The sequence below is a fragment of the Streptococcus infantis genome (genome assembly GCF_047463175.1).
Lineage (GTDB): Bacteria > Bacillota > Bacilli > Lactobacillales > Streptococcaceae > Streptococcus > Streptococcus infantis_AC.
In genome coordinates this window covers 331,426-348,922 of record NZ_JASHEJ010000002.1, presented here as the reverse complement: position 1 = coordinate 348,922, position 17,497 = coordinate 331,426, and the positions used below count along the sequence as shown (strand labels likewise).

Annotated in this window: 20 protein-coding genes; 17 read left to right on the top strand and 3 right to left on the bottom strand. The window is 41.2% G+C overall.

Features of this window, described 5'->3' with window-relative positions; all coding sequences use genetic code 11:
* The first annotated feature begins 38 nt into the window (after positions 1-38).
* The 3 genes from QM859_RS05535 to groL all read left to right on the top strand — a co-directional run bounded on the left by QM859_RS05535 (position 39) and on the right by groL (position 2,662).
* Positions 39-434 (top strand): single-stranded DNA-binding protein, encoded by a 396-nt coding sequence (locus tag QM859_RS05535; protein WP_414262375.1) that lies wholly within the window; start codon positions 39-41, stop codon positions 432-434.
* Between the two features lie 308 nt (positions 435-742).
* On the top strand, positions 743-1,027 hold the full coding sequence (groES, locus tag QM859_RS05530) for a co-chaperone GroES (RefSeq protein WP_006147927.1): 285 nt from the start codon (positions 743-745) through the stop codon (positions 1,025-1,027).
* A gap of 15 nt (positions 1,028-1,042) precedes the next feature.
* A complete protein-coding gene (gene groL, locus QM859_RS05525; RefSeq protein WP_414262374.1) occupies positions 1,043-2,662 on the top strand; it encodes a chaperonin GroEL in 1,620 nt (539 codons plus the stop codon).
* Between the two features lie 96 nt (positions 2,663-2,758).
* Here groL and serS read toward each other — a convergent pair whose 3' ends face one another.
* The 3 genes from serS to QM859_RS05510 all read right to left on the bottom strand — a co-directional run bounded on the left by serS (position 2,759) and on the right by QM859_RS05510 (position 5,985).
* Entirely contained in the window at positions 2,759-4,033 is a 1,275-nt protein-coding gene (gene serS / locus QM859_RS05520) for a serine--tRNA ligase (protein ID WP_414262373.1), read from the bottom strand.
* Between the two features lie 213 nt (positions 4,034-4,246).
* Complete coding sequence (locus QM859_RS05515) at positions 4,247-4,618, bottom strand: DUF956 family protein (protein ID WP_414262372.1); 372 nt, start codon at positions 4,616-4,618, stop codon at positions 4,247-4,249.
* 2 nt (positions 4,619-4,620) lie between these two features.
* Positions 4,621-5,985, bottom strand: a complete 1,365-nt coding sequence (locus QM859_RS05510) for an aspartate kinase (protein ID WP_414262371.1) — start codon at positions 5,983-5,985, stop codon at positions 4,621-4,623.
* 159 nt (positions 5,986-6,144) lie between these two features.
* Between QM859_RS05510 and QM859_RS05505 the strand changes: the two genes are divergently transcribed.
* The 14 genes from QM859_RS05505 to QM859_RS05440 all read left to right on the top strand — a co-directional run bounded on the left by QM859_RS05505 (position 6,145) and on the right by QM859_RS05440 (position 17,358).
* Positions 6,145-6,705, top strand: coding sequence for a hypothetical protein (locus QM859_RS05505; protein ID WP_414262370.1), 561 nt, complete (start codon positions 6,145-6,147; stop codon positions 6,703-6,705).
* A gap of 109 nt (positions 6,706-6,814) precedes the next feature.
* Entirely contained in the window at positions 6,815-7,600 is a 786-nt protein-coding gene (locus QM859_RS05500) for an enoyl-CoA hydratase (protein WP_025170321.1), read from the top strand.
* A 91-nt stretch (positions 7,601-7,691) separates the two neighbouring features.
* Positions 7,692-8,126, top strand: a complete 435-nt coding sequence (gene fabT / locus QM859_RS05495) for a fatty acid biosynthesis transcriptional regulator FabT (protein WP_004251873.1) — start codon at positions 7,692-7,694, stop codon at positions 8,124-8,126.
* Positions 8,126-9,100 carry a beta-ketoacyl-ACP synthase III gene (locus QM859_RS05490; protein ID WP_414262369.1) on the top strand — a complete coding sequence of 325 codons (975 nt, stop codon included), beginning with the start codon at positions 8,126-8,128 and terminating at the stop codon, positions 9,098-9,100. The genes fabT and QM859_RS05490 overlap by 1 nt, the downstream gene beginning before the upstream one ends.
* A 58-nt stretch (positions 9,101-9,158) precedes the next feature.
* Positions 9,159-9,383 carry an acyl carrier protein gene (locus QM859_RS05485; protein WP_000257840.1) on the top strand — a complete coding sequence of 75 codons (225 nt, stop codon included), beginning with the start codon at positions 9,159-9,161 and terminating at the stop codon, positions 9,381-9,383.
* Positions 9,384-9,499: 116 nt separating this feature from the next.
* Positions 9,500-10,474 carry an enoyl-[acyl-carrier-protein] reductase FabK gene (gene fabK, locus QM859_RS05480; protein WP_414262368.1) on the top strand — a complete coding sequence of 325 codons (975 nt, stop codon included), beginning with the start codon at positions 9,500-9,502 and terminating at the stop codon, positions 10,472-10,474.
* The gene (gene fabD / locus QM859_RS05475) at positions 10,467-11,387 is read left to right on the top strand and encodes an ACP S-malonyltransferase (RefSeq protein ID WP_414262367.1); all 921 of its coding nucleotides are present in this window, start codon (positions 10,467-10,469) and stop codon (positions 11,385-11,387) included. The genes fabK and fabD overlap by 8 nt, the downstream gene beginning before the upstream one ends.
* Before the next feature lie 32 nt (positions 11,388-11,419).
* Positions 11,420-12,154 carry a 3-oxoacyl-[acyl-carrier-protein] reductase gene (fabG, locus tag QM859_RS05470; RefSeq protein WP_414262366.1) on the top strand — a complete coding sequence of 245 codons (735 nt, stop codon included), beginning with the start codon at positions 11,420-11,422 and terminating at the stop codon, positions 12,152-12,154.
* 22 nt (positions 12,155-12,176) lie between these two features.
* The gene (fabF, locus tag QM859_RS05465) at positions 12,177-13,412 is read left to right on the top strand and encodes a beta-ketoacyl-ACP synthase II (protein WP_414262365.1); all 1,236 of its coding nucleotides are present in this window, start codon (positions 12,177-12,179) and stop codon (positions 13,410-13,412) included.
* A 2-nt stretch (positions 13,413-13,414) separates the two neighbouring features.
* Entirely contained in the window at positions 13,415-13,897 is a 483-nt protein-coding gene (gene accB, locus QM859_RS05460) for an acetyl-CoA carboxylase biotin carboxyl carrier protein (protein ID WP_006147938.1), read from the top strand.
* Positions 13,894-14,316: a 3-hydroxyacyl-ACP dehydratase FabZ gene (gene fabZ, locus QM859_RS05455; RefSeq protein WP_006147939.1), complete on the top strand. Its 423-nt coding sequence runs from the start codon at positions 13,894-13,896 to the stop codon at positions 14,314-14,316. Before accB ends, fabZ begins: the two co-directional genes overlap by 4 nt.
* An 11-nt stretch (positions 14,317-14,327) precedes the next feature.
* Complete coding sequence (gene accC, locus QM859_RS05450) at positions 14,328-15,695, top strand: acetyl-CoA carboxylase biotin carboxylase subunit (protein WP_414262364.1); 1,368 nt, start codon at positions 14,328-14,330, stop codon at positions 15,693-15,695.
* A 32-nt stretch (positions 15,696-15,727) separates the two neighbouring features.
* The gene (gene accD, locus QM859_RS05445) at positions 15,728-16,591 is read left to right on the top strand and encodes an acetyl-CoA carboxylase, carboxyltransferase subunit beta (RefSeq protein ID WP_004251892.1); all 864 of its coding nucleotides are present in this window, start codon (positions 15,728-15,730) and stop codon (positions 16,589-16,591) included.
* Positions 16,591-17,358, top strand: coding sequence for an acetyl-CoA carboxylase carboxyl transferase subunit alpha (locus QM859_RS05440; RefSeq protein WP_004251895.1), 768 nt, complete (start codon positions 16,591-16,593; stop codon positions 17,356-17,358). The genes accD and QM859_RS05440 overlap by 1 nt, the downstream gene beginning before the upstream one ends.
* Positions 17,359-17,497 lie beyond the last annotated feature (139 nt).

Below are 17,497 nucleotides of genomic sequence, written 5' to 3'. Positions count from 1 at the left end.
TTTGCATTCTTCCGAATTATTAAGTAGGAGGATGAAAAATGTATAATAAAGTTATTATGATTGGACGCTTGACGTCTACACCAGAATTGCACAAAACCAACAATGACAAGTCAGTGGCTCGTGCGACTATTGCTATTAACCGTCGTTTCAAGGACCAAAATGGGGAACGTGAAGCTGACTTCATTAACATTGTTGTATGGGGCAAACTTGCTGAAACCTTGGCTAGCTATGCGACTAAAGGCAGTCTCATTTCTGTCGATGGGGAGCTTCGTACCCGTAAGTTCGAGAAGAATGGTCAGACCAACTATGTGACCGAAGTTGTTGCCACAGGCTTCCAACTTTTGGAAAGTCGTGCCCAACGTGCTATGCGTGAAAATAATGCAGGCCAAGACTTAGCAGATCTTGTTTTGGAAGAGGAGGAACTTCCCTTCTAAAACGATAGGAGGCTGGGACAAAAGTCCTAGCCTCTCAATTGTCTTTGGGTTGTCGAGCAAGACGCAGTGGTTGAGTGGGCTCTACTACGCTGATTTCATCAGCTTTTACAGCCCTACTCAACTGTGCGGAGGTGGGACGACGAAATCGAATTCTAACGAATGACCGATTTCTGTCCCACTCTCTTTTTTTATGCTATAAATCAGACTTTTTTCTTGACTATTTTTGACCAAGTGATACAATAGAACTATGGTTTAGCACTCATATACAAAGAGTGCTAATGATATGATTGTATTATGGAGGAAGACATATGTTGAAACCATTAGGCGACCGTGTGGTCTTAAAAATTGAAGAAAAAGAAGCAACTGTTGGGGGATTCGTCCTCGCAAAATCAGCCCAAGAAGAAACGAAAACCGCTACAGTAGTGGCTACTGGACAAGGTGTTCGTACCTTGAGCGGTGAGCTAGTTGCTCCAAGTGTAAAAGCTGGAGATCATGTTTTAGTTGAAGCTCATGCGGGTATTGATGTCAAAGATGGGGATGAAAAATACCTCATCGTGGGTGAAGCTAGTATCTTGGCAATCGTTGAAGAATAGAAGGAGAAAGTAAGTATGGCAAAAGACATTAAATTTTCATCAGACGCTCGTTCAGCTATGGTTCGCGGTGTTGATATCTTAGCAGACACTGTTAAAGTAACTTTGGGACCTAAAGGTCGTAACGTTGTGCTTGAAAAATCATTTGGTTCTCCATTGATTACCAACGACGGGGTTACAATCGCTAAAGAAATCGAATTGGAAGACCATTTTGAAAATATGGGTGCCAAATTGGTATCAGAAGTAGCTTCTAAAACCAATGATATTGCAGGTGACGGGACAACTACTGCAACAGTATTGACTCAGGCTATCGTTCGTGAAGGAATTAAAAACGTTACTGCTGGCGCAAATCCAATTGGTATTCGTCGTGGGATTGAAGCTGCGGTCGCTGCAGCCGTAGAAGCTTTGAAGAATACGGCTATCCCTGTTGCTAATAAAGAAGCCATCGCTCAAGTCGCTGCTGTATCCTCTCGTTCTGAAAAAGTGGGTGAGTACATCTCTGAAGCCATGGAAAAAGTTGGCAAAGATGGAGTTATCACTATTGAAGAATCACGTGGTATGGAAACAGAACTTGAAGTCGTAGAAGGAATGCAATTTGACCGTGGTTACCTCTCACAATACATGGTTACTGATAATGAAAAAATGGTTGCAGACCTTGAAAACCCATACATTTTAATCACAGACAAGAAGATTTCAAATATCCAAGAAATCTTGCCACTTCTAGAAAGTATTCTTCAAAGCAGTCGTCCGCTCTTGATTATTGCTGATGATGTTGACGGTGAAGCTCTACCAACACTTGTCTTGAACAAGATTCGTGGTACTTTCAACGTAGTTGCTGTTAAGGCTCCTGGTTTCGGTGACCGTCGTAAAGCTATGCTTGAAGATATCGCAATCTTGACAGGTGGTACCGTTATTACTGAAGACCTTGGGCTTGAGTTGAAAGATGCTACCATCGAAGCTTTAGGTCAAGCAGCTAAAGTGTCTGTAGATAAAGATAGCACAGTCATTGTTGAAGGTGCAGGAAATCCTGAAGCGATTGCTAACCGTGTAGCTGTCATCAAGTCTCAAATCGAAACAACAACTTCAGAATTCGACCGTGAAAAACTCCAAGAACGCTTGGCTAAATTATCAGGTGGAGTAGCAGTTATCAAGGTCGGTGCTGCAACTGAAACTGAATTGAAAGAAATGAAACTCCGCATCGAAGATGCCCTTAACGCTACCCGTGCAGCAGTGGAAGAAGGTATTGTTGCAGGTGGTGGTACTGCCTTAGTGAATGTTATTCCAGCTGTTGAAGATTTAGAATTGACAGGTGATGAAGCAACAGGACGTAGCATTGTTCTTCGTGCCTTGGAAGAACCAGTTCGACAAATTGCCTACAATGCAGGCTATGAAGGTTCAATCGTTATCGATCGTTTGAAAAATGCAGAAGCTGGTACAGGCTTCAACGCTGCAACAGGTGAATGGGTGAACATGATTGAAGCAGGTATTATCGATCCTGTTAAGGTTAGCCGTTCAGCCCTTCAAAACGCAGCTTCAGTAGCAAGTCTTATCTTGACAACAGAAGCAGTTGTGGCTAACAAACCAGAACCTGTAGCACCAGCTCCAGCTATGGATCCATCAATGATGGGTGGTTACTAATAAATAAAAACAGGTAGAAATCATAATTTCTACCTGTTTCTTTTGAATCACTTAAAAAGAGGGAGCTCAGCTTCCTCTTTTTTTTATCTGAAAATCTTAAGGTTTGATAACTTCAGCTCCACCCATGTATGGACGAAGAACTTCAGGAATGGTTACAGAACCATCTTCGTTTTGATAGTTTTCAAGAATAGCAGCGACGGTACGTCCAACAGCCAGTCCAGAACCATTCAAGGTGTGAAGAAGTTTTACCTTGCCATCGGCTTCATCACGGTAACGGATTTGGGCACGACGGGCTTGGAAATCTTCTGTATTTGAACAGCTTGAGATTTCACGGTAAGTATTTTGTGCAGGAATCCAAACTTCCAAGTCATAAGTCTTGGCAGCTGAGAAGCCCATATCTCCTGTAGAAAGAGCCACCACACGGTATGGCAAGTTGAGTTTTTGAAGGATGTTTTCAGCGTTAGCTGTCATCTTTTCTAGTTCTTCGTATGATTCTTCAGGTTTAGCAAATTTCACCATTTCTACCTTGTGGAATTGGTGCAAACGAATCAAACCTCGAGTATCGCGACCAGCAGAACCAGCTTCAGAACGGAATGATGGACTCATAGCAGTAAAGTAGATTGGCAGTTCCTTACCATCAATAATTTCATCACGGTAGTAGTTAGTCAAAGGTACTTCAGCTGTAGGAATGAGGACATAGTTGGTATCGCTGATTTCAAAAGTATCTTCCTTGAATTTTGGATATTGGCCAGTACCAAACATAGAATCATGGTTAACCATGTAAGGGGTGATGACTTCAGTATAACCTTCCTTACCATGTTCATCTAGCATAAAGTTGTAGATGGCACGTTCCAAGCGAGCTCCGAGGCCTTTATAGAAGAGGAAACGAGCTCCAGTGACTTTTCCACCACGTTCCCAGTCAAGAATACCAAGGTCTTCTCCGAGATCCCAGTGGGCTTTTGGTTCAAAGTCAAACTCACGAGGAGTTCCCCAACGGCGAACTTCTACGTTATCATCTTCGTCTGCCCCAATAGGAACACTATCAGCTGGGATGTTTGGAAGAGTAGTGGTAAATTCTGTCAATTTAGCATCGATTTCAGCTAATTCTGCATCGAGTGCTTTGACTTCGGCAGATAGGGTTTGCATGGCAGCAATCTTACCATCGGCATTTTCCTTGTTGCGCTTAGCTTGAGCAATTTCAGCAGAAACCGTGTTACGCTCTGCCTTGAGGGTTTCAACCTTGACCAAGATGTCACGACGTTTAGCATCGATTTCTTTCATCTCGTTCAAGATAGCAGCATCTACACCACGTGTAGCCAATTTTTCTGCGACAGCATCAAAGTCTGTACGAATACGTTTGATATCTAGCATATAAACTCCTTTATGAAAAAAGCACACCTGACAAAGCGTTGGAGTGGCAGAGCCACGGTTCCATCCAACTTCACAGGAGTGCACTTGATTCTGTATTTGATTTAAAACAACGGTAGAATTTCACCTATCTCTCCTATCTGCTCGCAGCATCCGCAGACTTTCTGGAAGAAGAGGATAACCTACTTATCCGTTTCTATGATTATACTAAAGTTTCTATTTTTTTGCAAATAGATTTTTGATTTTACGACCGATGATTTGGACTAAGGTTGGAAGCTTCACAACCTTTTCATTTCCGATTTTTTCCCGAGCAATTTTAAGAATTTTTCCGGAGTCTTTTGAGGCAAAGAGGAATTTTCCTTGGTCTGTAAAAACTTCAAAATGACGACTAACCTTACGGCCTGAAACATTGGCTCCGATTTGATTAACGCTAGACCATGGGATTTGAATATAATCCTCAATATTGCGATCCGAGTAAAACTCCAAGGCCTGGTCTCCTACCAGAAATTTTCCAACTTTTCCTTGTATAGAGAGGTAAGAAGTTCCAGTAGTTTGTAAGTCAACGACTTTATTGAGAGATTGTGCCATGATTAGTCTTCCTTACTTTCACCGAAGAAGGCATGGTAGAGAGCCTTTAGAGCCGCTTTTTCTTGGTCTTTGTGGACAACGAACATGATAGAAACTTCACTAGAACCTTGTGACATCATTTGAATGTTGATATTGTTTTCAGATAAGGCACGAGTGGCTGTAGCAGTTACCCCGATATGGCGCTTCATTTTTTCGCCAACAATCATGATGATAGACAGGTCATGTTCGATTTCAGCATGGTCAACTTCAGCTTTTTGAACAAGTTGACGGAGGATTTCTTCCTCTTTGATTGGTGTAAGCTCGCGCTCACGAAGGATGATAGAAAGGTCATCGATACCTGTAGGCATATGTTCCCAACCAATATTCAGGTCTTCTAGAATTTGAAGTACTTTACGACCAAAACCAACTTCGCGGTTCATGAGGTACTTAGACATATTGATGCTGACAAAACCAGAATCACCAGCAATCCCCACTACTGGGAATTCATCACTGCTGTGTTTCAGAACGATGCGAGTACCTGGATGGTCAGGATTATTGGTATTTTTGATAACAAGAGGGATTTTACCACGGTAGGCCGGGAGAAGGGCTTCATCGTGAAGGACAGAAAAACCTGCATAGGCCAATTCCCGCATTTCACGGTAAGTCAATTCAGGGATTGAGTGTGGCTTGTGAATGATACCAGGGTGGGCAGCAAAAATTCCGTCAACATCAGTAAAGTTTTCATAAAGGTCAGCTTTAACTCCAGCTGCGATAATTGACCCAGTGATATCAGATCCACCACGTGAGAAGGTACAGATTTGATTCTCTTTAGTCACACCGAAGAATCCCGGAATAACCAGAACTTCATTTCCGTTATTGAGTTCTTCGATTTTATCATAACTTGAAGGAATGATACGAGCATTTCCGGGTTCACTTGTTACAACAATACCAGCTTCTCGCGGATGAACATAGCGAGCTTCTAATCCATTTTGGTTAAAGTAAGCTGCAATGAGTTTAGCATTGTTATTTTCCCCTGCAGCAAGGAAGGTATCGTAAAGAAATTCATTGTTTTCAATTGGAAGGGTAGCGAGAGTTCGGATACTTTTAGAGATTCGTTCTAAAACAGCTGGTTTAAGCCCTAGTTCGCTAACCATTGTAGCGTAACGATCGATAATCCAATTTTGACTAGCACTGATATCATTTCCTGCTACATAATCACGATAATATTTAATCAAAGCATCCGTAACCTTGGTATCTTTAGCATCGCGCTTTCCTGGTGCAGATACAACTACAAAACGACGTTCAGGGTCACTTTTTACAATGTTTAAAACCTTTTTCAATTGGCTTGCAGAGGCGAGTGAACTTCCCCCAAATTTTACAACCTTCATAAAAACTCCTAAAGTAAGTATTTTATACGATTATAGCAGAAAGAGGGGCTTTTTTCAATCTGGAAAATATCCTATACAATTGTTTGAAAGTCTCATCAGGAAAGCTTATAATAAAGATGTAGGAGGAAAGACTCTTCTAATGAAAGGAGTTGGGGGAAGATGATTAAAAGAGTGGTTTGTTTAATCTTACTAGTCCTTACCTTCGTGATGATTCCTACAAATATCGGAGCAAGGTCTCATCCTCTTCCCAGTGGTCGTTTGACCGGAGAAGAATTAGCGATGGAGTATGCGCAGGAGCGTCAGATTTCAGTTGAGAGGGCTAAAATTATCTTATCTATCGGCTTGTCAGATAGTAAGACAAGGACCTATCGAATTCTCTCTGAAAAGCTTATCGTCAATCCTAACTATGAAGCTAGAGTCAAGTTTTATTGTCGAACAGATGAAAGTGGACAATATAGAGGAATCACGAAACTCTTAGCTACAAGTCTGGTTAACAAGGACGGAGACAAGGAAGCTCCTTTTACAGGCAATCTTTTTGCCTACCTTGAAGATCCAAATCGTATTTTTTACATGGTTTCAGGAGAATTCTACTATAAAGGATCCAACCAAGAACAGCTCTATCAGAGAGAAGGAGGGCGAATGCTTGAAGTGATTTATGATTTCATGGATGATACAAGTACTGGTTTTCCTGTATTTTTAGAGACCAAACTAAGGTTTTAAAATCGGCCGAGACACTTTCGGTCGATTTTTCTCTTGTCTTATAAACAAGAAAAAGATATACTTTGAAGATAAAATAATTTAATCAGCTTTTTAAATTAAAGGAGTGGCTATGAATCATATTATCTTTCAAATTCAAGACGATTTAGCGGTGATTACTTTAAATCGTCCCGAGGTGGCAAATGGTTTCCATATTCCTATGTGTGAAGAAATTTTAGAAGCACTGGAATTAGCTGAAAAAGACGATTCTGTTTCATTTATTCTCATCAATGCTGCTGGTAAGGTGTTTTCTGTCGGTGGTGATTTAGTTGAAATGAAACGTGCTGTCGATGAGGATGATATTGATTCCTTAACTCGAATTGCTGAATTGGTCAATACTATTTCTTATAAGATTAAACAGATTCCTAAGCCTGTTATCATGGAGGTGGATGGAGCAGTTGCTGGAGCTGCAGCCAATATGGCCTTGGCAGTTGATTTCTGTATCGCATCTGACAAGTCTAAATTTATCCAGGCTTTTGTAGGTGTAGGATTGGCTCCTGACGCGGGTGGCTTATTCTTGCTGACAAGATCGCTCGGTGCAACTAGAGCAACTCAATTAGCTATGACTGGAGAAGCTTTCACCGCTGAAAAGGCAATGGAGGCAGGAGCTCTATATCGTCTATGTACTAGTGAACAATTAGAAAAAACAAGAGAACAATTGTTGAAGAAGTTGAGACGTGGCTCTTCAAATTCCTATGCTGCGATTAAGAAACTTGTTTGGGAAAGTGAATTCAAGCAGTGGCATGAATATGCTCAACTTGAATTGGAACTACAAAAATCACTATCCTATACGGAAGATTTTAAAGAAGGTGTTCGTGCACATTCTGAAAGAAGACGTCCAAAATTTATCGGGAAATAAAAAATACTTGCACTATTCTTTGAAGTTTGATATACTTTTCTTGTCAAATGTTTTGATTATTAAACTTTTTTTGATAAAGGAGGGAAGAGAAATGGACTACCAACAAGTCAATGATTATTTAACATCAATTTTTAACAACGTCCTAGTGATCGAGGAAGTAAGTTTGCGAGGTAGTCGTTTCAAAGACATCTCTATCAAAGAAATGCACACGATTGATGTTATCGGTAAGTATCCAGAAGTGACTCCAAGTCAAGTGTCCAAAGAGTTGATGGTAACTCTAGGGACTGTGACAACGAGTTTAAACAATTTGGAGAGAAAAGGATACATCGAACGTATCCGCTCAGATCAAGATCGTCGTGTAGTACATCTGCATTTGACAAAGAAAGGTCGTCTCGTTCACCGTCTTCATAAACGTTTCCATAAGGCCATGGTCGAAAGAATTATCGAGGGCATGAGTCCTGAAGAGATTGAAGTTATGGGAAAAGGCTTGACTAATCTTTATCACTTTTTGGAGGATTTGAAGTAATGGCTTTTGCAAAAATAAGCCAGGTCGCTCATTATGCTCCAGAGCAGATTATCACTAACGAAGACTTGGCTCAGGTCATGGATACGAGTGATGAATGGATCTCAAGTCGGACAGGGATTAAAGAACGCCATATTTCTAAGACGAAATCAACAGGAGATTTGGCTACAGAGGTTGCAAGACAACTTATAGAGAAGGCAGGGATTTCTGCTGAAGAGCTAGACTTCATCATTATAGCGACGATGACACCTGACTCGATGATGCCTTCAACCGCAGCTCGTGTTCAGGCAAAGATTGGCGCTCATAAGGCTTTTGCCTATGATTTAACAGCTGCTTGTAGTGGATTTGTTTTTGCCCTATCGACTGCAGAAAAGTTCATTTCTTCAGGAACATATCGAAAGGGTCTTGTTATCGGTAGTGAGACCATGTCAAAATCTTTGGATTGGTCTGACCGTTCAACAGCTGTCTTGTTCGGAGATGGAGCTGGTGGTGTACTACTTGAGGCAAGTGACCAAAAACATTTCTTAGCTGAAAGTCTCAATAGCGATGGTTCTCGTGGTGAGTGTCTCACTTATGGACAGACAGGATTGATTTCACCATTTTCGATTCAAGAAGAACCAGATGTTTTCTTGAAAATGGATGGGAGAGCAGTTTTTGACTTTGCAATTCGAGACGTGGCTAAATCTATTAAACAGACCATCGAAAAAAGTCCAATATCAGCAGATGAACTCGATTATCTCTTGCTTCATCAAGCGAATATTCGAATTTTAGATAAGATGGCTAAAAAAATCGGTGTCGATCGTGACAAGCTTCCTGCTAATATGATGAAGTATGGAAATACTAGTGCGGCAAGTATCCCGATTTTACTTTCTGAGTGTGTAGAAGAAGGACTCATCCATTTGGATGGTAGCCAAAAAATTCTCTTGTCAGGTTTCGGTGGAGGTTTGACATGGGGCACACTTATTGTTACAATTTAGGTAATCATGTGGTGATCACATTGTTATAAAAAAACTATTTATTTTAAAGGAGTCTATCATGGCAGTATTTGAAAAAGTACAAGAAATTATCGTTGAAGAACTCGGAAAAGATGCATCAGAAGTAACACTTGAATCTACTTTTGATGATTTGGATGCAGATTCATTGGACTTGTTCCAAGTAATCTCAGAAATTGAAGACGCTTTTGATATCCAAATCGAAGCTGAAGACAACTTGAAAACAGTTGGCGACTTGGTTGCTTACGTTGAAGAGCAAACTAAATAATTAGAATAAATAAAGAAGGAGTAGGGGAGACCCGCTCCCTCTTGTTTAGGTAATAGTTTGACCGTCAAATTATAATAAAGTCGAACTATTACGTAAGCAAGACTTATGGAGGCAATATGAAAACACGTATCACTGAATTATTAAATATTAAATATCCTATCTTCCAAGGTGGAATGGCCTGGGTAGCAGATGGCGATTTGGCTGGAGCTGTTTCAAAAGCTGGTGGTCTCGGAGTCATTGGTGGAGGAAACGCACCTAAAGAAGTGGTTAAAGCCAACATCGATAAGATTAAATCTTTAACAGACAAGCCTTTTGGTGTCAATATCATGCTCTTGTCTCCATTTGTTGATGATATTGTTGACCTCGTTATTGAAGAAGGGGTTAAGGTAGTCACAACTGGTGCAGGGAACCCAAGTAAATATATGGAGCGATTTCATGAAGCAGGAATCACCGTTATTCCTGTAGTTCCTAGCGTAGCTTTGGCTAAACGTATGGAAAAAATCGGTGCAGATGCTGTCATTTGTGAAGGTATGGAAGCCGGTGGACACATTGGTAAATTAACAACCATGACCTTGGTCCGTCAAGTTGCGGCGGCTGTTTCAATTCCTGTTATCGCTGCAGGTGGTATCGCAGACGGTGAGGGAGCTGCTGCTGGATTTATGCTTGGTGCGGAAGCTGTGCAAGTAGGAACTCGTTTTGTAGTTGCTAAAGAATCAAATGCTCATCCAAACTACAAAGCTAAGATTTTAAAAGCTCGTGATATTGATACAACTATTTCAGCACAACATTTTGGTCACGCAGTTCGTGCCATCAAAAATCAATTGACTCGTGATTTCGAGCAAGCTGAAAAAGATGCCTTTAAACAAGAAAATCCAGACTTAGAAATCTTTGAACAAATGGGTGCAGGAGCCTTAGCCAAGGCTGTTGTCCATGGTGATGTAGATGGCGGTTCAGTAATGGCTGGCCAGATTGCAGGTTTGGTATCTAAAGAAGAAACAGTTGAAGAAATCTTAAAAGATATCTACTATGGTGCAGCTGAGAAAATTCAAAAAGAAGCCGCTCGTTGGGCAGGAGTTACAAGAAATGACTAAAACAGCCTTTCTATTTGCAGGTCAAGGAGCCCAGTACCTTGGAATGGGACGTGAACTATACGACCAATATGCTATCGTCAAGGAAACAATCGACCAAGCTAGCCAAGTCTTAGGTTATGATCTTCGAGACTTGATTGACAATGATGAAACAAAGCTAAATCAGACTCGGTACACACAACCAGCTATTTTGGCTACATCCGTTGCCATTTACCGACTATTAAAGGAGAAAGGTTACCAACCAGATATAGTGGCAGGCCTGTCTCTTGGTGAATATTCTGCCCTTGTAGCTAGTGGCGCCTTGGATTTTGAAGATGCGGTGGCTCTAGTTGCTAAGCGCGGAGCTTATATGGAAGAAGCGGCACCTGCAGGGTCTGGTAAAATGGTAGCCGTACTCAATACTCCAGTTGAAGTTATTGAACAAGCTTGTCAAGAAGCTTCTCAACTTGGTGTTGTGACTCCAGCTAACTACAATACCCCAAGTCAAATTGTTATTGGTGGTGAGGTGGTTGCTGTGGATCGTGCAGTTGAACTCTTGCAAGAAGCAGGAGCAAAACGCTTAATTCCGCTAAATGTTTCTGGACCTTTCCATACAGCTTTATTGGAATCTGCTAGTCAAAAATTAGCTCAAGTCCTAGAAGATGTTGAGTTTAATGACTTTGCTTGTCCCCTTGTTGGTAATACAGAAGCAAAAGTCATGGAAAAAGAACGAATTGCAGAACTCTTGACTCGTCAAGTCAAGGAACCTGTTCGTTTCTATGAAAGCATTGCAGTTATGCAAGAAGCTGGTGTGACACGTTTTATCGAGATCGGTCCTGGGAAAGTCTTGTCTGGATTTGTCAAAAAGATTGATAAAACTGCTCAACTTGCAAATGTGGAAGATCAAGCAAGTTTACAAGAACTCTTAGAAAATTAGACCAAAATGGTAGAAGTTCTGAAAGGAGAAAAATGAAACTAGAACAGAAAAATGTCTTTATTACAGGCTCAAGTCGAGGAATTGGTCTTGCCATTGCTCATAAATTTGCCAGCTTGGGAGCCAATGTTGTCTTGAATAGTCGTGGTGAAATCTCCGAGGAGCTTCTAAACGAATTTAAACCTTACGGGGTTAAGGTCCTTGCTATTTCTGGTGATGTTTCTGACTTTGCAGATGCTAAACGCATGGTAGATCAAGCGATTGAAGAGATGGGGTCAGTTGACGTCCTAGTGAATAACGCCGGGATTACTCAAGATACTCTCATGCTGAAGATGACAGAAGAAGATTTTGAGAAGGTCTTGAAAGTCAATCTAACGGGAGCTTTCAACATGACGCAAGCAGTCTTGAAGCAGATGATAAAAGCTCGGGAAGGGGCCATTATCAATATGTCCAGTGTCGTTGGTTTGATGGGTAATATCGGTCAAGCAAACTACGCTGCTTCTAAGGCTGGTCTAATTGGATTTACCAAATCAGTAGCACGTGAGGTAGCCAATCGTAATGTACGTGTCAATGCTATTGCGCCAGGAATGATCGAATCTGATATGACTGCAGTCCTATCTGATAAGGTAAAAGATGCCATGTTGACACAAATTCCGATGAAACAATTTGGCCAAGCTGAGCAAGTGGCAGAGGTCACAGCCTTTCTTGCAAGCCAAGATTATCTAACGGGACAAGTCATAGCAATTGATGGTGGACTTACCATGCAATAAGAGTTAAAATAGAGGTATGAAAATGAAACTAAATCGTGTAGTAGTAACAGGTTATGGATTAACATCTCCAATTGGGAATACGCCAGAAGAATTTTGGAACAGTTTAAAGAATGGAAAGATTGGGATTGGTGAAATCACCAAGTTTGATCACAGTGCTTTTGACGTCCATAATGCAGCAGAGATTAATGATTTTCCTTTTGACAAATATTTTGTAAAAAAAGATACCAATCGTTTCGATGATTATTCTTTATATGCCTTGTATGCAGCTCAAGAAGCAGTTGACCATGCTAATCTTGACGTAGAAGCACTTGATAAAGACCGCTTTGGTGTCATCGTTGCATCTGGTATCGGTGGAATCAGAGAAATCGAAGACCAAGTCCTCCGACTTCACGACAAAGGACCAAAACGAGTTAAACCATTAACACTTCCAAAAGCCTTGCCAAATATGGCTGCAGGAAATGTAGCTATGCGCTTTGGTGCTAATGGTATCTGTAAATCTATCAACACAGCTTGCGCTTCATCAAATGATGCTATCGGAGATGCCTTCCGTTCTATCAAATTTGGTTTCCAAGATATCATGTTAGTTGGTGGATCAGAGTCTTCAATTACTCCATTTGCAATCGCTGGTTTCCAAGCCTTAACAGCTCTTTCAACAACAGAGGATCCAACACGTGCTTCTATTCCATTTGATAAAGACCGTAATGGATTTGTCATGGGTGAAGGTTCAGGGATGTTGGTTCTTGAGAGCTTAGAACATGCTGAAAAACGCGGAGCAACTATCCTAGCGGAAGTCGTTGGTTACGGGAACACTTGTGATGCCTACCATATGACTTCACCACATCCAGAAGGCCAAGGTGCTATTAAAGCTATCAAACTTGCCTTGGATGAAGCTGAAATCACACCAGACCAAGTAGCTTATGTCAATGCTCACGGTACATCAACTCCTGCTAATGAAAAGGGAGAAAGTGGTGCTATCGTAGCGGTTCTTGGTAAGGAAGTACCTGTATCTTCAACCAAGTCATTTACAGGCCACTTGCTCGGTGCAGCAGGTGCAGTTGAGGCTATTGCAACAATTGAAGCAATCCGTAACAACTATGTTCCAATGACAGCTGGAACAACAGAAGTGTCAGACTACATTGAAGCAAACGTTATTTATGGACAAGGCTTGGAACATGAAATTCCTTATGCTATTTCAAATACTTTTGGATTTGGTGGGCATAATGCAGTTCTTGCTTTCAAACGTTGGGAGAATAAGTAAAAATGAATTTAAATGAAATCAAAGACTTGATGGCACAATTTGATCAGTCAAGCTTGAAAGAATTTTCTTATAAAAATGGAACGGACGAGTTGGTCTTCAGTAAGAATGAAGCGAAACTTGTGGCAGAAACAAGTCCAGCACCTCAACCTGTAGTTCCAGCAGCTGTACCTACAGTTGCACCACAAGCTCCAACTACAACACAAGTTGTAGAAGCAGTTCCAGAATCAAGTGCTAGTGAATCTGTAGCTGAGGGGGACCTTGTAGAAAGTCCACTTGTCGGTGTTGCTTACTTGGCTGCCGGACCAGACAAACCTAATTTTGTTTCAGTCGGTGATACTGTTAAAAAAGGCCAAACCTTGGTCATCATTGAAGCTATGAAAGTTATGAATGAAATTCCAGCACCTAAAGACGGTGTTGTAACAGAAATTCTTGTTGAAAATGAAGAAATGGTTGAGTTTGGGAAAGGCCTGGTACGTATCAAATGATTGATATTCAAGGAATTAAAGAAGCTTTGCCACACCGTTATCCCATGCTCTTAGTAGATCGTGTCTTAGAAGTTAGTGAAGATACAATTGTTGCTATTAAAAATGTAACGATTAACGAACCTTTCTTCAATGGTCATTTTCCTCAATACCCAGTTATGCCTGGAGTCCTCATTATGGAAGCCTTGGCTCAGACAGCAGGTGTTTTGGAATTGTCTAAACCTGAAAACAAAGGGAAACTTGTCTTCTATGCTGGCATGGATAAGGTTAAGTTTAAGAAACAAGTTGTTCCTGGTGATCAGCTTGTCATGACAGCAACTTTTGTCAAACGTCGTGGCACAATCGCCGTAGTAGAAGCGAAGGCAGAAGTAGATGGTAGGCTTGCAGCAAGCGGTACTTTGACCTTTGCTATTGGAAACTAGGGAGGTTTTCCATGTTTCGTAAGATTTTAATTGCCAATCGTGGTGAAATTGCTGTTCGTATTATTCGTGCGGCACGAGAGTTAGGAATTGCTACAGTTGCTGTTTATTCGACTGCTGACAAGGAAGCTCTCCACACGCTTTTGGCTGATGAGGCTATCTGTATCGGCCCTGGAAAGGCTACAGAATCTTATCTGAACATCAATGCCATCCTATCAGCTGCGGTCTTGACTGAAGCTGAAGCTATTCACCCTGGATTTGGTTTTTTAAGTGAAAATTCCAAATTTGCAACTATGTGTGAAGAAGTCGGTATCAAATTTATTGGGCCATCAGCTCGAGTAATGGATGTCATGGGAGATAAAATCAACGCCCGTGCTCAAATGATTAAGGCAAACGTGCCTGTCATTCCAGGATCAGATGGAGAAGTCCATACTGCAGAAGAAGCGCTTGCTGTTGCCGAAAAAATTGGTTATCCAGTTATGCTTAAAGCTTCAGCTGGAGGTGGTGGTAAAGGGATTCGTAAGGTTGAAAAGGCAGAAGATCTTGTATCAGCCTTTGAAACAGCCTCTAGTGAAGCCAAAGCAAACTTTGGAAATGGGGCTATGTACCTCGAGCGTGTGATTTATCCTGCTCGCCACATTGAGGTACAGATTCTTTCTGACCAGATGGGACATGTGATTCACCTAGGTGAGCGTGACTGTTCGCTTCAGCGGAATAACCAAAAGGTTTTAGAAGAAAGTCCTTCGATTGCCATTGGGAAAACACTGCGTAATGAAATTGGTGCTGCAGCAGTCCGTGCGGCGGAGTCTGTTGGTTATGAAAATGCTGGTACTATTGAATTCCTACTAGATGAAGCAACTGGCAAATTCTACTTTATGGAGATGAATACTCGTGTCCAAGTAGAACACCCAGTAACCGAATTTGTTTCTGGTGTGGATATTGTCAAGGAACAAATCCGTATTGCGTCAGGCCAACCTTTGACTCTTAAACAAGAAGACATTGTTCTAAAAGGACATGCTATTGAGTGCCGTATTAACGCAGAAAACCCAGCCTTTAATTTTGCACCGAGCCCAGGTAAGATTACTAATCTTTATCTACCAAGCGGTGGTGTTGGCTTGCGTGTTGACTCTGCAGTTTATCCAGGGTATACCATTCCACCATACTATGATAGTATGATTGCTAAAATTATTGTTCATGGTGAAAATCGTTTTGATGCACTCATGAAAATGCAAAGAGCTCTTTATGAACTTGAAATTGAAGGGGTCGTCACCAATGCTGATTTTCAACTCGATTTGATTTCAGATCGTCGTGTGATAGCAGGGGACTACGATACTTCATTCTTGATGGAAACTTTCTTACCACACTATCAAGAAAAAGAATAATATAAAAAGTATGAGACTGAAAAGGGGGATGTATGGCTCTATTTAGTAAAAAAGATAAATATATACGAATTAATCCCAATCGTTCACTTAGAGAAAAGCCCCAAGCCAAGCCTGAGGTTCCAGACGAACTCTTCTCAAAATGTCCAGGTTGTAAACATACCATTTACCAAAAGGATTTGGGGAGTGACCGTATTTGTCCTCACTGTGGCTATACCTTCCGTATTTCAGCTCAAGAGCGTCTTGCTTTAACCATTGACATGGGAAGCTTCCTAGAGATGTTTACAGGAATTGAGACACAAGATCCATTGGAATTTCCAGGCTACCAGAAAAAATTAGCCTCTATGCGTGAAAAAACAGGTCTTGATGAGGCTGTTGTTACAGGAACTGCTTTGATTAAGGGTGAAAAAGTTGCTCTTGGAATCATGGATTCTAACTTTATCATGGCGTCTATGGGAACAGTAGTTGGTGAAAAAATCACTCGTTTGTTTGAATACGCGACAGCTGAAAAATTACCAGTCGTCTTGTTTACAGCATCTGGTGGAGCACGTATGCAAGAAGGAATCATGAGTTTGATGCAGATGGCTAAAATCTCTGCAGCAGTCAAACGTCATTCCAATGCAGGTCTCTTTTACCTAACAATCCTTACTGATCCAACAACTGGTGGTGTTACAGCTTCCTTTGCTATGGAAGGGGATATTATCTTGGCAGAGCCTCAAAGTTTGGTAGGATTTGCTGGACGTCGTGTCATTGAAAATACCGTAAGGGAAGATTTGCCAGAGGATTTCCAGAAGGCAGAGTTTTTGTTAGAACATGGATTTGTGGATGCGATTGTTAAACGGAGAGAATTGCCAGATATGATTGCTCGATTAGTAAGGTTACATAAGGGGGATTGTTGATGAATATTGCAAAAATCGTCAGAGAAGCACGTGAACAAACCCGCTTAACTGCCTTGGACTTCGCAACAGGAATATTTGATGACTTTGTAGAGCTACATGGTGATCGCTCTTTCCGAGATGATGGTGCTGTTATTGGTGGTATCGGTTGGTTGGGAGACCAAGCAGTAACTGTTGTTGGAATTCAAAAAGGTAAAAGCTTACAAGATAATCTTAACCGTAACTTTGGACAACCTCATCCTGAAGGTTATCGAAAAGCCCTTCGCTTGATGAAGCAGGCTGAAAAATTTGGTCGTCCTGTTGTAACCTTTATCAACACGGCTGGTGCCTATCCTGGTGTCGGAGCAGAGGAGCGTGGTCAAGGTGAAGCTATTGCTCGTAACCTTATGGAGATGAGCGATCTTAAGGTGCCAATTATTGCCATTATTATCGGTGAAGGTGGCTCAGGAGGGGCTTTAGCTCTTGCAGTAGCTGACCGTGTTTGGATGTTAGAAAACTCGATCTATGCAGTTCTCAGTCCTGAAGGCTTTGCGTCTATTCTTTGGAAAGATGGCAGTCGTGCCATGGAAGCTGCAGAGTTGATGAAAATTACTTCTTTCGAATTGCTAGATATGAAAATTGTTGATAAGGTTATCTCTGAGGTAGGTCTATCAAGTAAAGATCTGATCAAGCAAGTCAAAGAACAACTCCGAGCAGAACTTGATGAACTTGGTAAACTGCCACTAGAGCAGCTCATTGAGGAACGTTACCAACGCTTTAGAAAATACTAAAAAGTAAGCTAGAACTGAGAAATAGTTCTAGCTTTTTGGATTCTATAAAATACATTTCAGGATAAAAAATTGACTCTTGTAAAAATATCTGTTAATATAACAAGGGATGCGTGTGCTATAAAAATAAGTCAACAAAGCT